This is a genomic window from Mycolicibacterium frederiksbergense (assembly GCF_012223425.1).
Lineage (GTDB): Bacteria > Actinomycetota > Actinomycetes > Mycobacteriales > Mycobacteriaceae > Mycobacterium > Mycobacterium frederiksbergense.
In genome coordinates, this window is sequence record NZ_CP038799.1 from 5,087,757 (window position 1) to 5,108,822 (window position 21,066).

15 protein-coding genes and 2 rRNA genes are annotated in these 21,066 nt (G+C 64.2%); 12 read left to right on the plus strand and 5 right to left on the minus strand.

Going from position 1 to position 21,066, the window contains the following annotated elements; all coding sequences use genetic code 11:
• Positions 1–16 precede the first annotated feature (16 nt).
• From EXE63_RS27595 to EXE63_RS27615, 5 genes are read left to right on the plus strand one after another with little or no spacing between them, the layout of a single operon-like run.
• Complete coding sequence (locus EXE63_RS27595; protein WP_105362715.1) at positions 17–1,216, plus strand: argininosuccinate synthase; 1,200 nt, start codon at positions 17–19, stop codon at positions 1,214–1,216.
• A gap of 28 nt (positions 1,217–1,244) precedes the next feature.
• Entirely contained in the window at positions 1,245–2,657 is a 1,413-nt protein-coding gene (gene argH / locus EXE63_RS27600; RefSeq protein WP_168144572.1) for an argininosuccinate lyase, read from the plus strand.
• 15 nt (positions 2,658–2,672) lie between these two features.
• Positions 2,673–3,287 (plus strand): hypothetical protein, encoded by a 615-nt coding sequence (locus EXE63_RS27605; protein ID WP_168144573.1) that lies wholly within the window; start codon positions 2,673–2,675, stop codon positions 3,285–3,287.
• Entirely contained in the window at positions 3,284–3,862 is a 579-nt protein-coding gene (locus EXE63_RS27610; RefSeq protein WP_168144574.1) for a hypothetical protein, read from the plus strand. Before EXE63_RS27605 ends, EXE63_RS27610 begins: the two co-directional genes overlap by 4 nt.
• Complete coding sequence (locus EXE63_RS27615; RefSeq protein ID WP_168144575.1) at positions 3,859–4,320, plus strand: hypothetical protein; 462 nt, start codon at positions 3,859–3,861, stop codon at positions 4,318–4,320. The genes EXE63_RS27610 and EXE63_RS27615 overlap by 4 nt, the downstream gene beginning before the upstream one ends.
• Here EXE63_RS27615 and EXE63_RS27620 read toward each other — a convergent pair.
• Positions 4,286–5,587, minus strand: a complete 1,302-nt coding sequence (locus tag EXE63_RS27620; RefSeq protein ID WP_168144576.1) for a hypothetical protein — start codon at positions 5,585–5,587, stop codon at positions 4,286–4,288. The two genes, EXE63_RS27615 and EXE63_RS27620, sit on opposite strands and share 35 nt — an antisense overlap.
• 25 nt (positions 5,588–5,612) lie before the next feature.
• Complete coding sequence (locus tag EXE63_RS27625; RefSeq protein ID WP_168144577.1) at positions 5,613–7,406, minus strand: ABC-F family ATP-binding cassette domain-containing protein; 1,794 nt, start codon at positions 7,404–7,406, stop codon at positions 5,613–5,615.
• Between the two features lie 119 nt (positions 7,407–7,525).
• Here EXE63_RS27625 and EXE63_RS27630 point away from each other — a divergent pair, with 119 nt between their 5' ends.
• The 3 genes from EXE63_RS27630 to EXE63_RS27640 are packed head-to-tail and all read left to right on the plus strand — an operon-like array spanning position 7,526 to position 11,295.
• Positions 7,526–10,495: an acyl-CoA synthetase gene (locus EXE63_RS27630; RefSeq protein ID WP_168144578.1), complete on the plus strand. Its 2,970-nt coding sequence runs from the start codon at positions 7,526–7,528 to the stop codon at positions 10,493–10,495.
• Between the two features lie 55 nt (positions 10,496–10,550).
• Positions 10,551–11,066: a hypothetical protein gene (locus EXE63_RS27635; protein WP_168144579.1), complete on the plus strand. Its 516-nt coding sequence runs from the start codon at positions 10,551–10,553 to the stop codon at positions 11,064–11,066.
• 10 nt (positions 11,067–11,076) lie between these two features.
• Positions 11,077–11,295, plus strand: a complete 219-nt coding sequence (locus EXE63_RS27640) for a Trm112 family protein (RefSeq protein ID WP_168144580.1) — start codon at positions 11,077–11,079, stop codon at positions 11,293–11,295.
• Here the strand turns inward: EXE63_RS27640 and EXE63_RS27645 are convergent.
• The 3 genes from EXE63_RS27645 to EXE63_RS27655 are packed head-to-tail and all read right to left on the minus strand — an operon-like array spanning position 11,267 to position 13,437.
• A complete protein-coding gene (locus EXE63_RS27645; protein ID WP_168144581.1) occupies positions 11,267–11,881 on the minus strand; it encodes a TetR/AcrR family transcriptional regulator in 615 nt (204 codons plus the stop codon). The two genes, EXE63_RS27640 and EXE63_RS27645, sit on opposite strands and share 29 nt — an antisense overlap.
• Before the next feature lie 30 nt (positions 11,882–11,911).
• Complete coding sequence (locus tag EXE63_RS27650; protein WP_234904660.1) at positions 11,912–12,670, minus strand: ABC transporter permease; 759 nt, start codon at positions 12,668–12,670, stop codon at positions 11,912–11,914.
• Positions 12,671–12,681: 11 nt separating this feature from the next.
• Positions 12,682–13,437: an ABC transporter ATP-binding protein gene (locus EXE63_RS27655; protein WP_168144583.1), complete on the minus strand. Its 756-nt coding sequence runs from the start codon at positions 13,435–13,437 to the stop codon at positions 12,682–12,684.
• An 18-nt stretch (positions 13,438–13,455) separates the two neighbouring features.
• Between EXE63_RS27655 and EXE63_RS27660 the strand changes: the two genes are divergently transcribed.
• The 4 genes from EXE63_RS27660 to EXE63_RS27675 all read left to right on the plus strand — a co-directional run bounded on the left by EXE63_RS27660 (position 13,456) and on the right by EXE63_RS27675 (position 20,908).
• Complete coding sequence (locus tag EXE63_RS27660) at positions 13,456–14,106, plus strand: DNA-3-methyladenine glycosylase (RefSeq protein WP_168144584.1); 651 nt, start codon at positions 13,456–13,458, stop codon at positions 14,104–14,106.
• 17 nt (positions 14,107–14,123) lie between these two features.
• Positions 14,124–15,425 carry a tyrosine--tRNA ligase gene (gene tyrS, locus EXE63_RS27665; protein WP_168144585.1) on the plus strand — a complete coding sequence of 434 codons (1,302 nt, stop codon included), beginning with the start codon at positions 14,124–14,126 and terminating at the stop codon, positions 15,423–15,425.
• Between the two features lie 402 nt (positions 15,426–15,827).
• Positions 15,828–17,346 (plus strand): 16S ribosomal RNA (locus EXE63_RS27670).
• Positions 17,347–17,789: 443 nt separating this feature from the next.
• Positions 17,790–20,908, plus strand: a 23S ribosomal RNA gene (locus tag EXE63_RS27675).
• The 16S and 23S rRNA genes sit together here, the layout of an rRNA operon.
• Positions 20,909–21,066: the final 158 nt, after the last annotated feature.

Here is a 21,066-nt window from a genome sequence, read left to right on the forward strand (position 1 = left end):
ACAAGGGAGATTTTGCATGTCCGAGCGCGTCATCCTGGCGTATTCCGGCGGTCTGGACACCTCGGTCGCGATCAGCTGGATCGGCAAGGAGACCGGGCGTGAGGTGGTGGCCGTGGCCATCGACCTCGGCCAGGGTGGTGAAGACATGGAGGTGGTCCGGCAGCGAGCTCTGGACTGCGGCGCCGTCGAGGCCGTCGTGGTCGACGCCCGCGACGAGTTCGCCGACGAGTACTGCCTGCCGACCATCCAGTCCAACGCGCTCTACATGGACCGCTACCCGCTGGTGTCGGCGATCAGCCGCCCACTGATCGTCAAGCATCTGGTGGCCGCCGCCCGCGAGCACAAGGGCGGCACCGTGGCGCACGGCTGCACCGGCAAGGGCAACGATCAGGTCCGCTTCGAGGTCGGATTCGCGTCGTTGGCGCCCGAACTCAAGGTGCTGGCTCCGGTGCGTGACTACGCATGGACGCGGGAGAAGGCCATAGCCTTCGCCGAGGAAAATGCCATCCCGATCAACGTCACCAAGCGCTCACCGTTCTCGATCGACCAGAACGTCTGGGGCCGCGCGGTGGAAACCGGCTTCCTGGAGCACCTCTGGAACGCACCCACCAAGGACGTTTACGACTACACCGAAGACCCCACCCTCAACTGGAGCACCCCCGACGAGGTCATTGTCGGCTTCGAGAAGGGTGTGCCCACCTCCATCGACGGCCGGCCCGTCACGGTGCTGCAGGCCATCGAGGAGCTCAACCGGCGTGCCGGTGCCCAGGGTGTCGGCCGGCTCGACGTCGTCGAGGACCGCCTCGTCGGTATCAAGAGCCGCGAGATCTACGAGGCGCCCGGCGCCATGGTGCTGATCACCGCACACACCGAACTCGAGCACGTCACCCTGGAACGCGAGCTCGGTCGCTACAAGCGTGGCACCGACCAGAAGTGGGGCGAGCTGGTCTATGACGGCCTCTGGTACTCGCCGCTCAAGCGCGCGCTGGAATCCTTCGTGGCGCACACCCAGGAACACGTGACCGGCGAGATCCGACTGGTGCTGCACGGGGGGCACATCGCGGTCAACGGCCGGCGCAGCCCGACCTCGCTGTACGACTTCAACCTGGCCACCTACGACGAGGGCGACAGCTTCGACCAGTCCTCGGCGAAGGGCTTCGTGCACGTGCACGGGTTGTCCAGCAAGATCTCGGCCAAGCGCGACCTGGGCTTGTGATGAGCCGCGTGGGCGAAGAACGTCGATCATGAGCTCAACCAACGAAGGTTCGCTGTGGGGCGGCCGGTTCGCCGACGGCCCTTCCGATGCCCTTGCCGCGCTGAGCAAGTCGACGCACTTCGACTGGGTGCTGGCGCCCTATGACGTCACCGCCTCCAAGGCGCACGCCCGGGTGCTGCACCGCGCCGGGCTGCTCACCGACGAGCAGCGCGACGGGCTGCTCGTCGGGCTGGACAGCCTGGGCGAAGACGTCGCCGACGGCAGCTTCGGGCCGCTGCCGACCGACGAGGACGTACACGGCGCGCTGGAACGCGGGCTCATCGATCGGGTCGGCCCGGAGCTCGGCGGACGGCTGCGCGCCGGCCGGTCCCGCAACGACCAGGTGGCCACGCTGTTCCGGATGTGGCTGCGTGACGCCATCAAAGTCGTCGGTGCCGGTGTGCTGGACGTGGCGGCCGCCTTGAGCACCCAGGCAGCCGCGCACCCGACGGCGATCATGCCCGGCAAGACGCACCTTCAGTCCGCGCAGCCGGTGTTGCTGGCGCATCATCTGCTGGCCCATGCCCATCCGCTGCTGCGCGACGCGGGCCGGTTGGTCGACCTGGACAAGCGGACCGCGGTGTCGCCGTACGGTTCCGGCGCCCTGGCCGGGTCCTCGCTGGGTCTGGATCCGGATGCCATCGCCGAGGAGCTGGGCTTCCATTCGGCGGCCGAGAACTCGATCGATGCCACCGCCGCGCGGGATTTCGCCGCCGAAGCGGCTTTCGTGTTCGCGATGATCGCGGTCGACCTGTCCCGGCTTGCCGAGGACATCATCTTGTGGAGCACCACCGAATTCGGCTACGTCAAGCTGCACGACGCCTGGTCGACGGGAAGCTCGATCATGCCGCAGAAGAAGAACCCGGATATCGCCGAGCTCGCGCGCGGCAAGTCCGGGCGGCTGATCGGGAACCTGGCCGGCCTGCTGGCGACGCTGAAAGCGCAGCCGCTGGCCTACAACCGGGATCTGCAGGAGGACAAGGAGCCTGTCTTCGACTCGGTGGCGCAGCTGCAGATGCTGCTGCCCGCGATGGCCGGGCTGGTCGGCACGCTCACCTTCGACATCGATCGGATGGCGGAGTTGGCGCCGCAGGGCTACACGCTGGCCACCGATATCGCCGAATGGATGGTGCGCCAGGGTATTCCGTTCCGGGTTGCGCACGAGGCGGCCGGGGCGGCGGTGCGGGCGGCCGAGGCGCGCGGGATCGGGCTCGAGGAACTCGCCGATGACGAGCTCGCCGGCATCCATCCCGGACTCACCGCGCAGGTGCGTGAGGTGCTGACCATCGCCGGTTCCGTCGACTCCCGCGACGCCCGCGGCGGCACCGCGCCGATCCAGGTGGCACGCCAGCTCGGCGCGTTGCGCGACGCCGCCGATGAACTACGGATCAAGCTGCGCTAGGTAGCATCTGCAGCCATGGAACCGGCTCGGGGGAGCGCCGCCACCACACTCACTGGACGTCTGCGTCGATGGCTGGCGGGCTGGGGCCTCAAGGAGTGGCGCCGAGCCGGACTGGTGGCCGTGCTGGTGGCCACCGCCGCGTTCGGCGGGCTCGACACGGTGAACAAGAAGGTCGTCGACATCAAGCCGGGGGAGACGTTCGATACCGGTCGGTTCGAGATGACGCTGCATCGCGCGACGCTGGTCGACGAGGTCAAGTCGGACGCAGCTCGGGTGTTGGCTCCGAGGCCGGGCATACGCTATCTCGGACTGGTGTTCGAGATTCGTAATCACGGCACGCTGCCGGGCAATGTGTATAACCCGGTGGACTTGGTCGGTCGTCCGGACGCGTCTCGCATGGGTGCGGTGCGGATGGCCGACGGGACAGTGTCGGTGGTCCTTGGTCCCGGGCTCGGCGACCAGATCGTGCTGCTCTGGAGCGTGCCGACCGGCACGATCGAAGTCGGAGACGACCTACCGTTGCGATTGCGCAAAGAGGTCAAAAAGTCGAGTGCGACCTCATCTCAGGGTTGGGCGCGAAGTGAAACGGAGTATGCGCGGCTCAGCGTTCGGGTGGGGGGCCCGCGGTGAAACAGGCCAAGTGGCCACGAGCGCTGCACGCCTTCGGCACCGCTGTGGTGATTGCCGGCGGTGCGTTCTTGTGGCACAACCTGCCCACACCCGACGATGTGTATGGCCCGTTTGACGTGCACGCCGGTCTGGGCCAGAAGGCTGTGGGCCGCGCTATCAGCGTGGAGGTGAGCGGGGCTCGGATCGCGCCTCGCCTACGCCAGGCACTCGGCTCGAATCCGGAGCTCGACGCGGTGGGCACCTGGGTCGCTGTCGACGCCGAGGCGGTGGCCTTGCGCAGTGATGATGTGGCGAATGTCGAACTCTCGGTGGGACCGAACACCTATGTCCCGACCACGCGCACACGTGTGACGCCTATGGTCGGGGCCCTGGCGCCCGGCATCGCGGTACGCGGTCCCTGGGTGTTCGACGTGCCGGCAGATCTGATGGCGAGCACCCGGCAGATGACGCTGCGGGTGTGGGTCCGCGACGGACGCATGGATTCCCGGCTCGTAATCGACATCCCGCTCGATGACCAACGGGTCAGCCGCAGCGATCTTCTGGTCATGGAACCGGACAGGTTGGCGGGCACGTGACCCTTCAGCTGTGGAAGCGCAATGCCATCGGGGCAGTGGTGTCGGCCGCCGCGCTGGCCGTCGCCGGCACGTTCATCCTGTTGCCGCCGTGGGAGCGTTACCGGCAGACGGTGGCGCCGCGACACATCGCCGCAGCCGGGCAAGAGATCACCGCCGACGGACAGACCTGGACAGTTCGACGCGTCAATCGCTCGACCCATCGGCGCGGTTCCCGTGCACCGCTGCCCGAGAACACGGTGGTGGTGAATGTTCTGGTGGAGCGCATGGGACCGTCTTTGGCCGGTACCGGTTGTCGGGTCTACCTGGTCGAGGGTGACCAAACGTGGCGCGGCGACGGCGGCGTGTGCAGTGCCGAGACGTCGATGTCGGTCGAGTTCCTGGTTCCCTCCGATACGGAACCCACGGCGGTGGATATCAAAGCGGTCAACGCAGCGATACTGGTTCGTTTGGAGCTGTAGTGGTGGTGTCCCTGAGCCGCATTCGGTCCAGGCACCACCCGAGCGTCACGGCGACCAAACAGATTCGCAGCGGCTCCGTGATCACATGGGAGATCAGTTCGATCGGCTCCCAGATGCCGAGCCAGAACATGATGTCGTGCGGGCCGAGCAACCCGGCCATGCCGCGGAACAGATACCCCGGCCCGATCTGGGTCCGTAGGTAGCTGCCCGACATGTCCAGCCAGGCCAGCCCCAGGTAGGCCAACACGTACAGGGACAGTGCGAACACACCGCCGGCGATGATGACATGCGCCGAGTCCACGATCGGCTTGAACTTTCCGATCTGTTGACCGACCTGCTCGCGTAACTCCGTCCGGACCTTTCCTGGCACGCGCTTCCAACGGGTGTCCAGGCGGGTGCGGGTGGATTCGGGATCGATCCAGCGCCCGGCCCGGTGACCGCCCAGTCGTCGCCGGACCTCGCTATGCCAGTCGGCCTTCTCGGCGGCACCGTAGACAATGCATGCCACCGCGAGCCAGACGAGCGGGACCGCTGCGCCACCGAAGACGGTCCCGACCGCCCACATCAGACCCTTCCAAACCGTCTCGAGCAGTTGGACGTGTGAAAACACGCTCTCGCGGGTCTCGTTGAACCACACGATGATTCGTCGCTCAGCAATCCACGCCGACGGGTTGATCACCAAAGTCACGCCTCGACTGGCCGAGAACGTCAGTATCAGGAAAACCCAGAGTGCGTCCAGATAGAGCTGCACCGCCAGCAGCCAAGCCGGTAGCCGGTTCTTGTAGCGCGCCAACACGATGCGGACGACAAACGCGGCTCCGATGACGACCAACGTGACGGTGCTGACCGGGAGCATCCGTGGGTCGATCTCGGTTGCGGTGGCACTCGCGGGCCCGCCCACCTTGTAGGCCAGAGTGGCGTACAAGAACGTGATCCAGTCCTCGCGGAACATCTGCCAGGCCAGATAGATCGCGAAGAACGGCACGATGATCGTGGCGAACATGTCCACTTGTCGGGCCTTGCGGGCGGGCAGCGCGGCCAACGTGGGAATGCCGTGCCGGATCACCAGGAACATCGCCACGTAGGAACCCAGCCGGGCCATACCGGCCAGCGGCATGATCAGGGACGCCCACAGGTCATTGTCGTAGCCGACCCGGGCGGCCAACTCGATGGCTCCGGTGCGGCCGAGGTAACCCAGCAGATAACACGCCGCGAGCTGCGGAAAATACCGGACACACAGCGTCACCGGTTGCAGGAGATACCGCACCGGCTCATCGTAGAGACCCCGAACCTCAGCCGAGCGACTCGGACAGTTCGAGCCACCGCTCCTCCAGCGTGGCGACCTCGGCTTCGAGCTCGCGGACGCCGGCGGTCAGGGCCCTGAGCCCCTCGTAGTCACCCTGGTCGTGCTCGGCCTGGCGGCGCTGGGCGTCCTTGATCTGACCGTCCAGTTTCGTCAGTTTGCGCTCGATCGCCGAGATCTCCTTCTGCGTCGCACGCAGATCGGCCCCGGAGATCGAGTTCCCGTTCAGCGGGGCCGGTGTGAGTGCCGCGGCGCCGGTGGTCGCCTCGTGCGAGGCCCGCAACCGCAGGTACTCGTCGACCCCTCCCGGCAGGTGCCGCAAGTGCCCGCCGAGGATGCCGTACTGCTGATCGGTGACCCGCTCCAGGAAGTACCGGTCGTGGCTGACCACGATCAGGGTGCCCGGCCAGGAGTCCAGCAGATCCTCCATCGCGGCCAGCATGTCGGTGTCCAGGTCGTTGGTCGGCTCGTCGAGGATCAGCACGTTGGGCTGCCCGAGCAGGATGAGCAGCAGCTGCAGACGTCGTAACTGCCCGCCGGAGAGATCCTTGATCGGCGTGGACAGCTGCGCGCTGGCGAAACCGAGACGCTCCAGCAGTTGGCCCGGGGTGAGCTCCTGCGCCTTGGAACCCGTCCCGACGGTGAAGGTGGCGGCCAGCTGACTCAGCACCACCCGCACCGGATCGTCGAGGTGATCGGCGAGCTCGTCGACGCCCTGGGTGAGGGTCGCGATCTGCACCGTCTTGCCGTGTTTGACCCGGCCCTCCGTCGGCTGCACCGAACCGTCGATGAGGCCCAGCAGCGTCGACTTACCCGCACCGTTGACACCGAGGATGCCGGTCCGCTCGCCTGGGGCCACCCGCCACTCGACCTGCTTGAGCACCTCACGGTCGGCATAACTCACCGACACGTCGAGCAGATCCACGACCTGCTTACCCAGCCGGGTCACCGCCAGTGACTGCAGGGCCACCTTGTCCCGGATCTCGGGGACGTCGGCGATCAGGGCGTTGGCCGCATCGATGCGGAACTTCGGCTTGGTGGTCCGGGCCGGTGCGCCGCGGCGCAACCAGGCCAGTTCCTTGCGGGCCAGATTCTGCCGGCGGGCCTCACTCGACGCGGCCTGCCGATCACGTTCCACCCGCTGCAGGATGTAGGCGGCGTACCCACCGTCGAACGGTTCGACGATGCGGTCGTGCACCTCCCACGTCGTCGTGCACACCTCGTCGAGGAACCAGCGATCGTGGGTGATCACCAGCAGTCCACCCGAGGACGGTGACCAACGCCGTTTCAGATGTTCGGCCAGCCAGGTGATTCCTTCGACGTCGAGATGATTGGTCGGCTCGTCGAGCGCCAGCACGTCGTGATCACCGGCCAGCAGTTGGGCCAGCGCGACCCGGCGCCGCTGTCCACCCGACAGCGTGCCGAGCGGCGCGTCCCAGGCCAGGCCGCCCAGCAATCCGGAGATGACGTCGCGGCCGCGCGGGTCACCGGCCCACTCGTGTTCCGGTGTGTCACCGACGACAGCGTGCCCGACGGTGTCGTCGGGATCGAGGGTGTCGCCCTGGTCCAGCACGCCGACGCGGATGCCGCCGCGCACGGTGACCCGCCCGGAATCGGGCGTGACGCGGCCGGCCAGCATGGCCAGCAGGCTGGACTTTCCGTCGCCGTTGCGGCCGACGATGCCGATGCGGTCACCCTCGTTCACGCCGAGCGAGACCGCGTCGAAAACCACTTTGGTCGGGTATTGCAGATGTAGGGCTTCGGCCCCGAGAAGATGCGCCATGTCCCCACCAGGCTAGGCCGACCGGCGGTGCACATTCGCAGCGGCCGACCAGCAACGCTGTGCCATGATGTCGTGGCACTCGGGGGATCGGGAGTTACACAGTCAGGGAGCGCGCGTTGGTGGATTTCTCGTTGATCACGGGTCCGGTGAGCCGAATTCTGGCCACCGCGCAGAACGGCATCGAAGTTCTGCGGTACGGCGGTCTGGAAACCGGTGCGGTCCCCTCGCCCTACCAGATCATCGAGAGCGTGCCGATGTACCGGCTGCGGCGGTACTTCCCGCCCGACACCCGGCCCGGTTCGGCCACCCCCGGCCCCCCGGTGCTGATGGTGCACCCGATGATGATGTCGGCCGATATGTGGGATGTCACCCGCGAGGACGGCGCCGTGGGCATCCTGCACGCCGCAGGGCTGGATCCCTGGGTCATCGATTTCGGTTCGCCCGACCAGGTCGAGGGCGGCATGCAGCGCAACCTCGCCGATCATGTCGTCGCGCTCAGCGAGGCCATCGACACCGTCAAGAGGGTCACCGGCAGCGATGTCCATCTCGCCGGTTACTCCCAGGGCGGGATGTTCTGCTATCAGACCGCGGCATACCGGCGCTCCAAGGATCTCGCCAGCATCGTCGGGTTCGGCTCCCCGGTCGACACCCTGGCCGCCCTGCCGATGGGCATCCCGCCGAACGTGGGCGCGGTCGCCGCCAACTTCATGGCCGACCACGTGTTCTCCCGTATCGACATCCCGGGCTGGCTGGCCCGCACCGGGTTCCAGATGCTCGACCCACTCAAGACCGCACAGGCGCGGCTGGATTTTCTGCGTCAGCTCCATGACCGTGACGCGCTGCTGCCGCGTGAGCAGCAGCGCCGCTTCCTCGATTCCGAGGGGTGGATCGCCTGGTCGGGCCCGGCCATCTCCGAACTGCTCAAGCAGTTCATCGCGCACAACCGGATGATGTCCGGCGGCTTCTCCATCCGCGGTGAGCTCGTCACCCTGGCCGATATCACCTGCCCGGTGCTGGCGGTGATCGGTGAGGTCGACGATATCGGTCAACCGGCGGCGGTTCGCGGCATCAAGTCCGCCGCTCCCAGGGCCGACGCCTACGAATATCTCATCCGCACAGGACATTTCGGTCTTGTCGTCGGATCCAAGGCGGCGAATCAGACCTGGCCGACGGTCGCCTCCTGGGTCAAGTGGCTCAGCAGCGACGGACTGCCGCCCGAGGATGTCGCACCGATGGGCTCTCAACCGTCCGAATCCGCCATCGACGCAGGTGTGGCATTGACCTCCCGGGTGGCACACGGTGCGGCCGCCGCCTCCGAGATGGCCTTCGATCTGGCGCGTTCGGCGGCCGGAGCGATGGTCGCCACGAACAAGTCCGCGCGCACCCTGATCGTCGAAACCGCGCGCACCCTGCCCCGCCTCGCGCGGCTCGGTCAGATCAACGACCACACCCGGATCTCGCTCGGACGCATCATGACCGAGCAGGCCGAGGGCCACCCGGACGGCGAGTTCCTGCTGTTCGACGGTCGTGTGCACACCTATGAGGCGGTCGACCGCCGGGTCAACAACGTGGTGCGCGGGCTGATCGAAGTCGGTGTGCGCCAGGGCGTACGGGTCGGTGTGCTGATGCAGACCCGTCCGAGCGCGTTGGTCGCGATCGCGGCGCTGTCGCGCTTGGGTGCGGTGGCTGTGCTGATGCCCCCGGATGCCGACCTCGCTTTGGCCGCACGACTCGGCGGTGTCGCCGAGGTCCTGACCGATCCGGCGAATCTGGAGATTGCGCGCACACTGGACCTTCGGGTGCTGGTTCTCGGTGGTGGCGAGTCCCGTGACCTGGATGTGGCCGACGGCACCGACGTCGTGGACATGGAAAAGATCGACCCCGGCCGGGTCGAGCTCCCGGGTTGGTATCGGCCCGATCCGGGCTTCGCCCGTGACGTGGCCTATGTGGCATTCGCGACGATCAACGGTGAACTCGTCGCCCGGCAGATCACGAACTACCGGTGGGCGTTGTCCGCACTGGGCACCGCGTCGGCGGCCAACCTGGGCAACCGCGACACCGTGTACTGCCTGACCCCGCTGCATCATCCGTCCGGCCTGCTGGTGAGTCTCGGCGGCGCGGTGGTCGGCGGTGCCCGCATCGCACTGTCCCGGGGGCTGGCCCCGGACCGCTTCGTGCACGAGATCCGGCAGTACGGCGTGACGGTGGTGTCCTACACCTGGGCGATGCTCGGCGAGGTCATCGACGATCCGTCGTTCTCGCTCGTGGGCACCCACTCGGTGCGACTGTTCATCGGCGCGGGTATGCCGACCGGTCTGTGGCGTCGCGTCGTGGAGGTGTTCGCGCCGGCCAAGGTCGTCGAGTTCTTCGCGACCACCGACGGTCAGGCGGTGCTCTCCAACGTGGCGGGGGTGAAGATAGGCAGCAAAGGCCGCCCGCTGCCGGGCGGGCCTCAGGTCGAACTGGCCGCCTATGACGTCGACGATGACCTGATCCTGGAGGAGGACTCCGGTTTCGTGCGGCGCGCCGAGGCGGGTGAGGTCGGGGTGCTCCTGGCCCGCCCGCGCGGACCGGTGGACCCGACCGCATCGGTGAAGCGTGGCGTGTTCGCGCCCGCCGACACCTGGGTGTCCACCGAGCAGCTCTTCCGCCGCGACGAGGACGGTGACTTCTGGCTCGTCGACAACCGCAGCTCGGTGATCAGGACGCCCGACGGACCGTTGTTCACCGCGACGATCAACGACGCCGTCAGCCGGGCGGCCGCGGTTGACTTGGCGGTGACGTACCGCCTCGAGGTGCGTGGCGAGCCGCTGGTCGTCACGGCGGTGACGCTGCAGCCTGGCGGCAGCCTGCCCAGTGCGGAGCTCAATGAGGCCATGGCGACGTTGCCGGTTGGCATCGGGCCCGCGGTGGTCTACGTGGCGCCGGAGATGACACTCGGGGCGTCCTACCGGCCCGAGATCGGTCCATTGCGAGCCGCCGGCGTCCCGAAGGCATCGCGTAACACCTGGTACTTGGATACCGATACCAAGCAGTACAAGCGCATGACGGCTGCCGTGCGCGCCGAGCTCATCGGCAATCAGCCGTGATGCCCCGCGTGGTGTGCACTGTTAGGCTCGCCGAGACGGCAAGGGAGAGGTTCAGATGACGACGGAGAACTCCGTGACCGGCACAGCATTGCGGCGCTGGACGGCAGGCGCCCTCATCGGCGCGGCCGCCGTCGCGGGTCTGGGCCTGGCGCCGGTGGCGTCGGCCGAACCGGACTCCTCCCAGGAACAGCCGGCCCAGCGGATCTCCCCGGATCAGGTGCTGATGATGATCTCCGATCAGTACCAGACCGGTAGCGGTGGCGGACAGGTCTCCAAGCTCATCGAGCAGGTCATGACGCTGCGCCAGCGCGGTGTGCGGCCCTCGGCGGCCAACTCGCAGGCCCTGCTCGACGGGCTGAACGCGCGTCCCAACCAGAAGCCGCTGATCGAGGCGCTGCAGTCCACGTTGTCCTACCAGCGCCGGATGATGAACCAGCAGGCCAACGCCGGCTCCGGCGCACCTGGTCAGGGCTCGGCGGGCTCCGCTGCGCCCTGGGCGCCGGTCGCCGGCGACGACGGAAACAATGCGCTGATCCCACCCGGCTGGGGTGGGGACATGTCGCCGTGGTGACGAGGGTTCGGTGAGCCTCGACGCGAAGCTGCTCGACATCGTGGTCTGCCCCGAGGATCACGGGCCGCTGGCCTACATCCCGGGGGAGTGCCTGTACAACGCCCGACTGCGCCGCGCCTACCCCATCGTGGACGGCATCCCGGTGCTGCTCGTCGACGAGGCGGTACCCGTCGCCGACGATGGCGAGCACGAGCGGTTGCTCAGCGCAGCGCAGGCAGATCCCCGGTGAGATAACGCTGCAGGTTCGGCGCGATGGTCTCGGCGATGACCTGCGGCGCCAGCCCGGCGAACGGCTGCAGTTCCAGGATGTAGCGCACCATCACCACCCCGACCAACTGTGATGCCAAGAACTGCACCCTGATCGCGCCGGAACCGGGCGGGTTGTCCACCCGGGAGCCGATCTCGACGGTGATGACCTCCTGCAGGAACGATCGGACCAGCCCGACATCGGCACCTGCCAGCAGTGAACGCAGCGTGGCGATGAAACCCTTGCCGAGTTCGGAATCCCACAGCGGCAACAGGATTGACGGAAGCACAGCGCCGATCTGTTCGACCGGGGTTTCCCGCAGCGGACCGATCACCTGCATCGGGTCGATGGGGATCGCGATGGCGGCGGCGAACAGCTGCTGCTTGTTTCCGAAGTAGTGGTGCACCAGGGCACCGTCCACGCCGGCGCCCGCGGCCACCGCGCGGATCGATGTCTTGTCGAAACCGTTGCGCGCAAACAATTCCCGCGCGCTGTCCAGGATGCGCTGGCGCCGCTCGGAGGTGCCCGGCGGTCGCCCGGGGCGTTTGCGATCAGCGCTGCTGCTCACGTTTTCCTCTCTACTACGAGGGCCACCCGGTTACGGGGTCCGGCGTCGCAGGGTCCCCGCCGCCAAACCCAGCGCGACGAGTGCGAAGCCGATCACGACCGCGATATCGCGAACCGCGATCGCGGTTGGCTCGGCATACGCTCCGACCTGTTGCAACGCTTCCAGAGCGTAGCTGGCGGGCAGCGCATTGCTGATCCACTGCAGCCAGTCCGGCAAGGCCTCGCGCGGCACCAGAATCCCGCACAGCAGCAGCTGGGGGACCACGACCACCGGCATGAACTGCACCGCCTGGAACTCGGTGCGGGCGAAGGCGCTGCACAGCAGGCCCAGGCCGACACCCAGCACGGCATTGACGATGGCGATCACGAACACCCATACCGGGCTGCCCGCGGTATAGAACCCGAGCAACCAGAACGAGACACCACACGCCAGCGCGGCCTGCGCGGCGGCGGCGATGGAGAACGCCGTGCCGTATGCGGCGAGCAGGTCGAACCGCCGCAGCGGGGTGGTCAGAATCCGCTCCAGCGTGCCGGACACGCGTTCGCGCTGCATGGTGATCGAGGTGATCAGAAACATCACCACCAGCGGGAACACCCCAAGCATGATCAGACACGCGTTGTTGAACGGCGATGGCGTACCCGGGGGGTGCGGTACCTCGGCGAACATGAAGTACATCAGCGTGATGACCAGCGTGGGGACCAGCATGATCATCGCCATGCTGCGGTGGTCGGCGGCCAGCTGGCGCAGGATGCGGGCGGTGGTGGCCTGATAGGCCTGCAGACCGAACATCGCCGGGCGACTCACGCCGCGGTGCCGTGCCGGATGACGGACAGAAATGCGTCCTCCAGTGATGTGCATCCGGTGTCCTCTCGTAGTTGTGCGGGTGTGGTGTGCGCGAGCAGTCGTCCTTCCCGCAGGAGCAGCAGGTCGCCGCAGTGGTCGGCCTCGTCCATGACATGACTGGAGATCAGCAGGGTGGTGCCGTTGCGGGCGAGTCGGTGGAACTGATCCCACAGGTCGACCCGTAGTACCGGATCGAGGCCGACGGTGGGCTCGTCGAGCACCAGCAGGTCGGGGTGTGACACCAGTGCGCAGGCCAGCGACACCCGGGTGCGCTGTCCTCCGGAAAGGTTGCCGCACAGAGCGGTTCGATGGTCGTTCAGGCCGACCGCCGCGATCGCGTCGTCGGCCGCGCGGGCATCGGTGCCGTACAGCGCGGCGAAGTAGCGGGCGTTGTCGATGACCCGCAGGTCGGGGTAGATGGTCGGCTCCTGGGTCACGTAGCCGACGCGTCGGCGCAGTGCAGCGCTGCCGGCCGGCAGGCCGAGCACGGTGACGGTGCCGGACGCGATCACCTGGGTGCCGACGATGGACCGGATGAGTGTGGTCTTGCCGCAGCCCGAGGGGCCGAGCAACCCGGTGATGGAGCCGGGCGGGATGGCGACCGAGATGTCCTCGAGGGCGGTGCGTCTGCCCCGTGTGACGTGCAGGTTCTTGATCAGAATGGCGTGTTCGGGGCGGCCGTGCGGTAATTCATCGCTTGATGAACTCATCATGCGATGAATATCCGCCCGATGACCGCCGGTGTCAAGGGAGCGGGCACAATCAGTGACGTGGGAGCCATGACGCTGGCGGTCGATCCGGTGGCAGCGGCCCGTCGTCTGCTCGGCGCACGACTGCACGGCCGGGACGTCACCGCGACGATCGTCGAGGTCGAGGCCTATGGCGGCCCGCCGGACGGCCCCTGGCCGGACCCGGCGTCGCACTCGTTTCGCGGGCCACGTATGCGCAATACCGTGATGTTCGGTCCGGCCGGTCGGATGTACACCTATCGCAGCCACGGCATCCACGTCTGCGCCAATGTGGTGTGCGGCTGGGAGGGTGTCGCGGCGGCGGTGTTGTTGCGCGCGGCCGTCATCGACGACGGTGCGCCGGTGGCTCAACAGCGTCGCGGCGTGACCCCGGCACTTCGTGCGCTGGCGCGCGGCCCCGGAAATCTGTGTTCAGCACTGGGAATTACCATGGACGACAACGGGATTGACCTTTTCGATAGGACCGCTCCGATCCGCATCGAGGTGGGCGCAGCCGTGGATGCGCTGGCGGGCCCAAGGGTCGGGGTGAGCGCCGCGGCCGATCGCGCCTGGCGGTTCTGGCTGCCGGATCACCCCGAGGTCTCGGCCTACCGCCGCAGTCCGCGGGCTCCGGTACCCGGTGGCAGTGACTGATACAGGATGATGGCCGGGTGAGCAAAGGCATCCTCGATGAGCTGGAATGGCGCGGCCTGATCGCGCAATCGACCGACCGGGACGCGTTGGCGGACGCGCTGGCCAATGCGCCGCTCACGGTCTATTCGGGGTTCGATCCCACCGCGCCCAGCTTGCATGCCGGCCATCTCGTTCCGCTGCTCACGCTGCGCCGATTTCAGCAGGCCGGACATCGTCCGATCGTGCTGGCAGGCGGCGCCACCGGGATGATCGGCGACCCCCGCGACAGCGGGGAACGCACCATGCAGACCGCGGACACCGTCGCCGAATGGTCCGGACGCATCCGTGGCCAGCTCGAACGGTTCGTCGAATTCGACGACGGGCCGACCGGGGCGATTGTCGAGAACAACCTGTCCTGGACCGGTGAGCTGTCCGCCATCGAGTTCCTGCGCGACGTCGGCAAGTACTTCTCGGTCAACGTCATGCTCGACCGCGATACGGTGCGCCGGCGCCTGGAGGGCGAGGGCATCTCCTACACGGAATTCAGCTACATGCTGCTGCAGGCCAACGACTACGTGCAGCTGCACGAACGGTATGGCTGCGGACTGCAGATCGGCGGGTCCGACCAGTGGGGCAACATCGTCGCCGGCGTCCGGCTGGTGCGGCAGAAGCGCAGCGCCACGGTGCACGCGATGACGACACCGCTGGTCACCGACTCCGAGGGAAAGAAGTTCGGTAAGTCGACCGGTGGCGGCAACATCTGGCTCGATCCGGAGCTGACCAGTCCGTACGCCTGGTACCAGTACTTCTTCAACACCGCGGACGCCGATGTTCTCGGCTACCTCAAATGGTTCACGTTCCTGAGCGCCGAGCAGATCTCCGAGCTGGGCGAAGCCACCGACACTCGCGCTCACGAACGTGCCGCGCAACGGACGCTGGCGCGTGAGTTGACCACGCTGGTGCACGGTCAGGCCGCCACCGATGCCGTCGAACTGGCCAGCCAGGCGTTGTTCGGGCGGGGCGAGTTGGGCGATCTCGACGAATCGACGCTGGCCGCGGCCTTGCGGGAGGCAAGCAACGGTGCGGTGACAGAGCTGGCGGTCGGCGGCCCGGATGCGATCACCGATCTGCTGGTGGGCACCGGACTGTCCAAGAGCAAGGGCGAAGCACGCCGAACGGTGGGCGAGGGCGGCGTGTATGTGAACAACGTGCGAATCGAAAGCGACGAGTGGATACCACAGTCATCGGACTTTCTGCACGACCATTGGCTGGTGTTGCGACGTGGCAAGCGCAACATTGCCGGCGTACTGCGGGTGGGCGCCGGTGACCCGTCGGCGTAGCCCGCTGACCTGCGCAGACTCCGCGCTGACCAGGCGATTTGACTCGCTGTTAGCCCTGCCGTAACTTATTGCAAGTCAGAGCGACACGGCCTCGGCCGGAGAGCGAAGACAAATCCGAGCGAATCACCCATTAACGTGGGGGTTCCTCACTGCCCGCTCTACCTACTGCGGCTTTCGAGCCGGGGTTTGTGGCGCGGACAAATGAAGGTCTGTTGTTTGAGAACTCAATAGTGTGTTTGGTGGTTTTTGTTTGTTGTTTTTTGCCACTCATTTTTGGGGGACTTCCCGTCTTCCCGAGTTTGGTGGGTGGTTTGTTTTTTGATGCCAGTTTTTGGTGTCTTTTGTTTGGATATCAGGTTTTTCTGATTCGAATTCCACCTGGGCTTTGGTCCGGGTTGTTTTTGTTTGGAGAGTTTGATTCTGGCTCAGGACGAACGCTGGCGGCGTGCTTAACACATGCAAGTCGAACGGAAAGGCCCTTCGGGGTACTCGAGTGGCGAACGGGTGAGTAACACGTGGGTGATCTGCCCTGCACTTTGGGATAAGCCTGGGAAACTGGGTCTAATACCGAATATGACCATGCACTTCCTGGTGTGTGGTGGAAAGCTTTTGCGGTGTGGGATGGGCCCGCGGCCTATCAGCTTGTTGGTGGGGTAATGGCCTACCAAGGCGACGACGGGTAGCCGGCCTGAGAGGGTGACCGGCCACACTGGGACTGAGATACGGCCCAGACTCCTACGGGAGGCAGCAGTGGGGAATATTGCACAATGGGCGCAAGCCTGATGCAGCGACGCCGCGTGAGGGATGACGGCCTTCGGGTTGTAAACCTCTTTCAGCACAGACGAAGCGCAAGTGACGGTATGTGCAGAAGAAGGACCGGCCAACTACGTGCCAGCAGCCGCGGTAATACGTAGGGTCCGAGCGTTGTCCGGAATTACTGGGCGTAAAGAGCTCGTAGGTGGTTTGTCGCGTTGTTCGTGAAAACTCACAGCTTAACTGTGGGCGTGCGGGCGATACGGGCAGACTTGAGTACTGCAGGGGAGACTGGAATTCCTGGTGTAGCGGTGGAATGCGCAGATATCAGGAGGAACACCGGTGGCGAAGGCGGGTCTCTGGGCAGTAACTGACGCTGAGGAGCGAAAGCGTGGGGAGCGAACAGGATTAGATACCCTGGTAGTCCACGCCGTAAACGGTGGGTACTAGGTGTGGGTTTCCTTCCTTGGGATCCGTGCCGTAGCTAACGCATTAAGTACCCCGCCTGGGGAGTACGGCCGCAAGGCTAAAACTCAAAGAAATTGACGGGGCCCGCACAAGCGGCGGAGCATGTGGATTAATTCGATGCAACGCGAAGAACCTTACCTGGGTTTGACATGCACAGGACGACTGCAGAGATGTGGTTTCCCTTGTGGCCTGTGTGCAGGTGGTGCATGGCTGTCGTCAGCTCGTGTCGTGAGATGTTGGGTTAAGTCCCGCAACGAGCGCAACCCTTGTCCTATGTTGCCAGCGGGTTATGCCGGGGACTCGTAGGAGACTGCCGGGGTCAACTCGGAGGAAGGTGGGGATGACGTCAAGTCATCATGCCCCTTATGTCCAGGGCTTCACACATGCTACAATGGCCGGTACAAAGGGCTGCGATGCCGTGAGGTGGAGCGAATCCTTGTAAAGCCGGTCTCAGTTCGGATCGGGGTCTGCAACTCGACCCCGTGAAGTCGGAGTCGCTAGTAATCGCAGATCAGCAACGCTGCGGTGAATACGTTCCCGGGCCTTGTACACACCGCCCGTCACGTCATGAAAGTCGGTAACACCCGAAGCCGGTGGCCTAACCCCTTGTGGGAGGGAGCCGTCGAAGGTGGGATCGGCGATTGGGACGAAGTCGTAACAAGGTAGCCGTACCGGAAGGTGCGGCTGGATCACCTCCTTTCTAAGGAGCACCACGAGACTGCGGCCCGCCCACATCGTGTGGGGGTTCGGTGTTCGCAGCGATTCGTTGGATGGCCCTCTTACCTGTAGTGGGTGGGGGTCTGGTGCAACTCAACAAACTTTTGGGTGTCCCGCTTTTTGTGGGTGCCTGGCTGCCAGACACACTATTGGGCTTTGAGACAACAGGCCCGCGGGACATCTGCGTTGGTGGGTGTTGCCGGCCGTGAGTCCGCGAGTCCCCAAGTGTTGGGGGTGATCGGTGAGCGGTTCTTGTTGTTGCCCCGCTTTGGTGGTGGGGTGTGGTGTTTGATTTGTGGATAGTGGTTGCGAGCATCTAGCACGCAAGGAGACTGGTTCTTCGGGCTCCCTTTTGGGGGGTGTGGGGTTCTGGTGTTGTTGTGTGTGTTTGATGTGCAATTTTTTTCTTTATTTGGTTTATCTGTGTTGTAAGTGTTTAAGGGCGCATGGTGGATGCCTTGGCATTGGGAGCCGATGAAGGACGTGGGAGGCTGCGATATGCCTCGGGGAGCTGCCAACCGAGCGTGGATCCGAGGATGTCCGAATGGGGAAACCCAGCACGAGTGATGTCGTGTTACCCAACGGTGAATATATAGCCGTTGGGGGGGAACGCGGGGAAGTGAAACATCTCAGTACCCGTAGGAAGAGAAAACAAAAGTGATTCCGTGAGTAGTGGCGAGCGAAAGCGGAGGATGGCTAAACCGTATGCATGTGATACCCGGCGGGGGTTGTGTGTGCGGGGTTGTGGGGCGTTTCTTCTCTGGTCCGCCGACCAGGGCAACAGTGAGAAAAGTGTGTGTTAGCGGAAGTGGTCTTGGGATGGCCTGCCGTAGACGGTGAGAGCCCGGTACGTGAAAACACATGCTCTGTTGTGGGACTGTCCCCGAGTAGCAGCGGGCCCGTGAAATCTGCTGTGAATCTGCCGGGACCACCCGGTAAGCCTGAATACTTCCCAATGACCGATAGCGGATTAGTACCGTGAGGGAATGGTGAAAAGTACCCCGGGAGGGGAGTGAAATAGTACCTGAAACCGTGTGCCTACAATCCGTCAGAGCCCTCGACTTGTCGTGGGGTGATGGCGTGCCTTTTGAAGAATGAGCCTGCGAGTCAGGGACATGTCGCGAGGTTAACCCGTGTGGGGTAGCCGCAGCGAAAGCGAGTCTGAATAGGGCGTATCCAATCCAGAGGGGTTGGTGTAGTGGTGTGTTCTGGACCCGAAGCGGAGTGATCTACCCATGGCCAGGTTGAAGCAGCAGTAAGATGTTGTGGAGGACCGAACCCACTTAGGTTGAAGACTGAGGGGATGAGTTGTGGGTAGGGGTGAAAGGCCAATCAAACTCCGTGATAGCTGGTTCTCCCCGAAATGCATTTAGGTGCAGCGTTGCGTGTTTCTTACCGGAGGTAGAGCTACTGGATGGCCGATGGGCCTCACAAGGTTACTGACGTCAGCCAAACTCCGAATGCCGGTAAGTGAAAGCGTGGCAGTGAGACGGCGGGGATAAGCTCCGTGCGTCGAGAGGGAAACAGCCCAGATCGCCGGCTAAGGCCCCTAAGCGTGTGCTAAGTGGAAAAGGATGTGCAGTCGCGAAGACAACCAGGAGGTTGGCTTAGAAGCAGCCACCCTTGAAAGAGTGCGTAATAGCTCACTGGTCAAGTGATTGTGCGCCGATAATGTAGCGGGGCTCAAGCACACCGCCGAAGCCGCGGCAATCAACTTTGTTGATTGGGTAGGGGAGCGTCCTGCATCCAGTGAAGCAGCGGAGTGATCCAGTTGTGGAGGGTGTGGGAGTGAGAATGCAGGCATGAGTAGCGATAAGGCAAGTGAGAACCTTGCCCGCCGAAAGACCAAGGGTTCCTGGGGCAGGCCAGTCCGCCCAGGGTGAGTCGGGACCTAAGGCGAGGCCGACAGGCGTAGTCGATGGACAACGGGTTGATATTCCCGTACCCGTGTGTGCGCGCCCATGATGAATCAGCGGTACTAACCGCCCAAAACCATCGTTACCGATCGCCTTCGGGTGTGAGGATTGATGGGGCTGCGCGGGACCTTCTCTGGTAGTAGTCAAGCGATGGGGTGACGCAGGAAGGTAGCCGTACCAGTCAGTGGTAATACTGGGGCAAGCCTGTAGGGAGAGGCCTAGGTAAATCCGGGTCTCATATATCCTGAGAGGTGATGCATAGCCGATTGAGGCGAATTCGGTGATCCTATGCTGCCGAGAAAAGCCTCTAGCGAGCTCACACACGGCCCGTACCCCAAACCAACACAGGTGGTCAGGTAGAGAATACTAAGGCGTACGAGTGAACTATGGTTAAGGAACTCGGCAAAATGCCCCGTAACTTCGGGAGAAGGGGACCTCTTACTGTCATGGCACTAGCGGCCGGCAGCGGTGGGGGGTGGCACAAACCAGTGAGAAGCGACTGTTTACTAAAAACACAGGTCCGTGCGAAGTCGCAAGACGATGTATACGGACTGACGCCTGCCCGGTGCTGGAAGGTTAAGAGGACCCGTTAACTCGTAAGGGTGAAGCGGAGAATTTAAGCCCCAGTAAACGGCGGTGGTAACTATAACCATCCTAAGGTAGCGAAATTCCTTGTCGGGTAAGTTCCGACCTGCACGAATGGCGTAACGACTTCTCAACTGTCTCAACCATAGACTCGGCGAAATTGCACTACGAGTAAAGATGCTCGTTACGCGCGGCAGGACGAAAAGACCCCGGGACCTTCACTACAACTTGGTATTGGTGCTCGATACGGTTTGTGTAGGATAGGTGGGAGACTGTGAAGCATGCACGCCAGTGTGTGTGGAGTCATTGTTGAAATACCACTCTGATCGTATTGGGCCTCTAACTTCGAACCGTATATCCGGTTCAGGGACAGTGCCTGGTGGGTAGTTTAACTGGGGCGGTTGCCTCCTAAAATGTAACGGAGGCGCCCAAAGGTTCCCTCAACCTGGACGGCAATCAGGTGTTGAGTGTAAGTGCACAAGGGAGCTTGACTGCGAGACTTACAAGTCGAGCAGGGACGAAAGTCGGGACTAGTGATCCGGCACCTCTGAGTGGAAGGGGTGTCGCTCAACGGATAAAAGGTACCCCGGGGATAACAGGCTGATCTTCCCCAAGAGTCCATATCGACGGGATGGTTTGGCACCTCGATGTCGGCTCGTCGCATCCTGGGGCTGGAGCAGGTCCCAAGGGTTGGGCTGTTCGCCCATTAAAGCGGCACGCGAGCTGGGTTTAGAACGTCGTGAGACAGTTCGGTCTCTATCCGCCGCGCGCGTCAGAAGCTTGAGGAAACCTGTCCCTAGTACGAGAGGACCGGGACGGACGAACCTCTGGTCCACCAGTTGTCCCACCAGGGGCACGGCTGGATAGCCACGTTCGGACAGGATAACCGCTGAAAGCATCTAAGCGGGAAACCTTCTCCAAGACCAGGCTTCTCACCCATTAAGTGGGATAAGGCCCCCGCAGACCACGGGATCGATAGACCAGACCTGTACACCTAGCAATAGGTTTAGGGAACTGGCACTAACCGGCCGAAAACTTACACACACCCAACCATGTTGGGTAGCAGATAAACCGTGTAAGAAAAAAATTTGACGCACAACAAACGCGCTTGCAACCACACATCCACACCATCGGACACGAGACATCACCAGCAATGGAAATGTCACACACTCCACCACCAAAACACACTCCCCCCACCCACA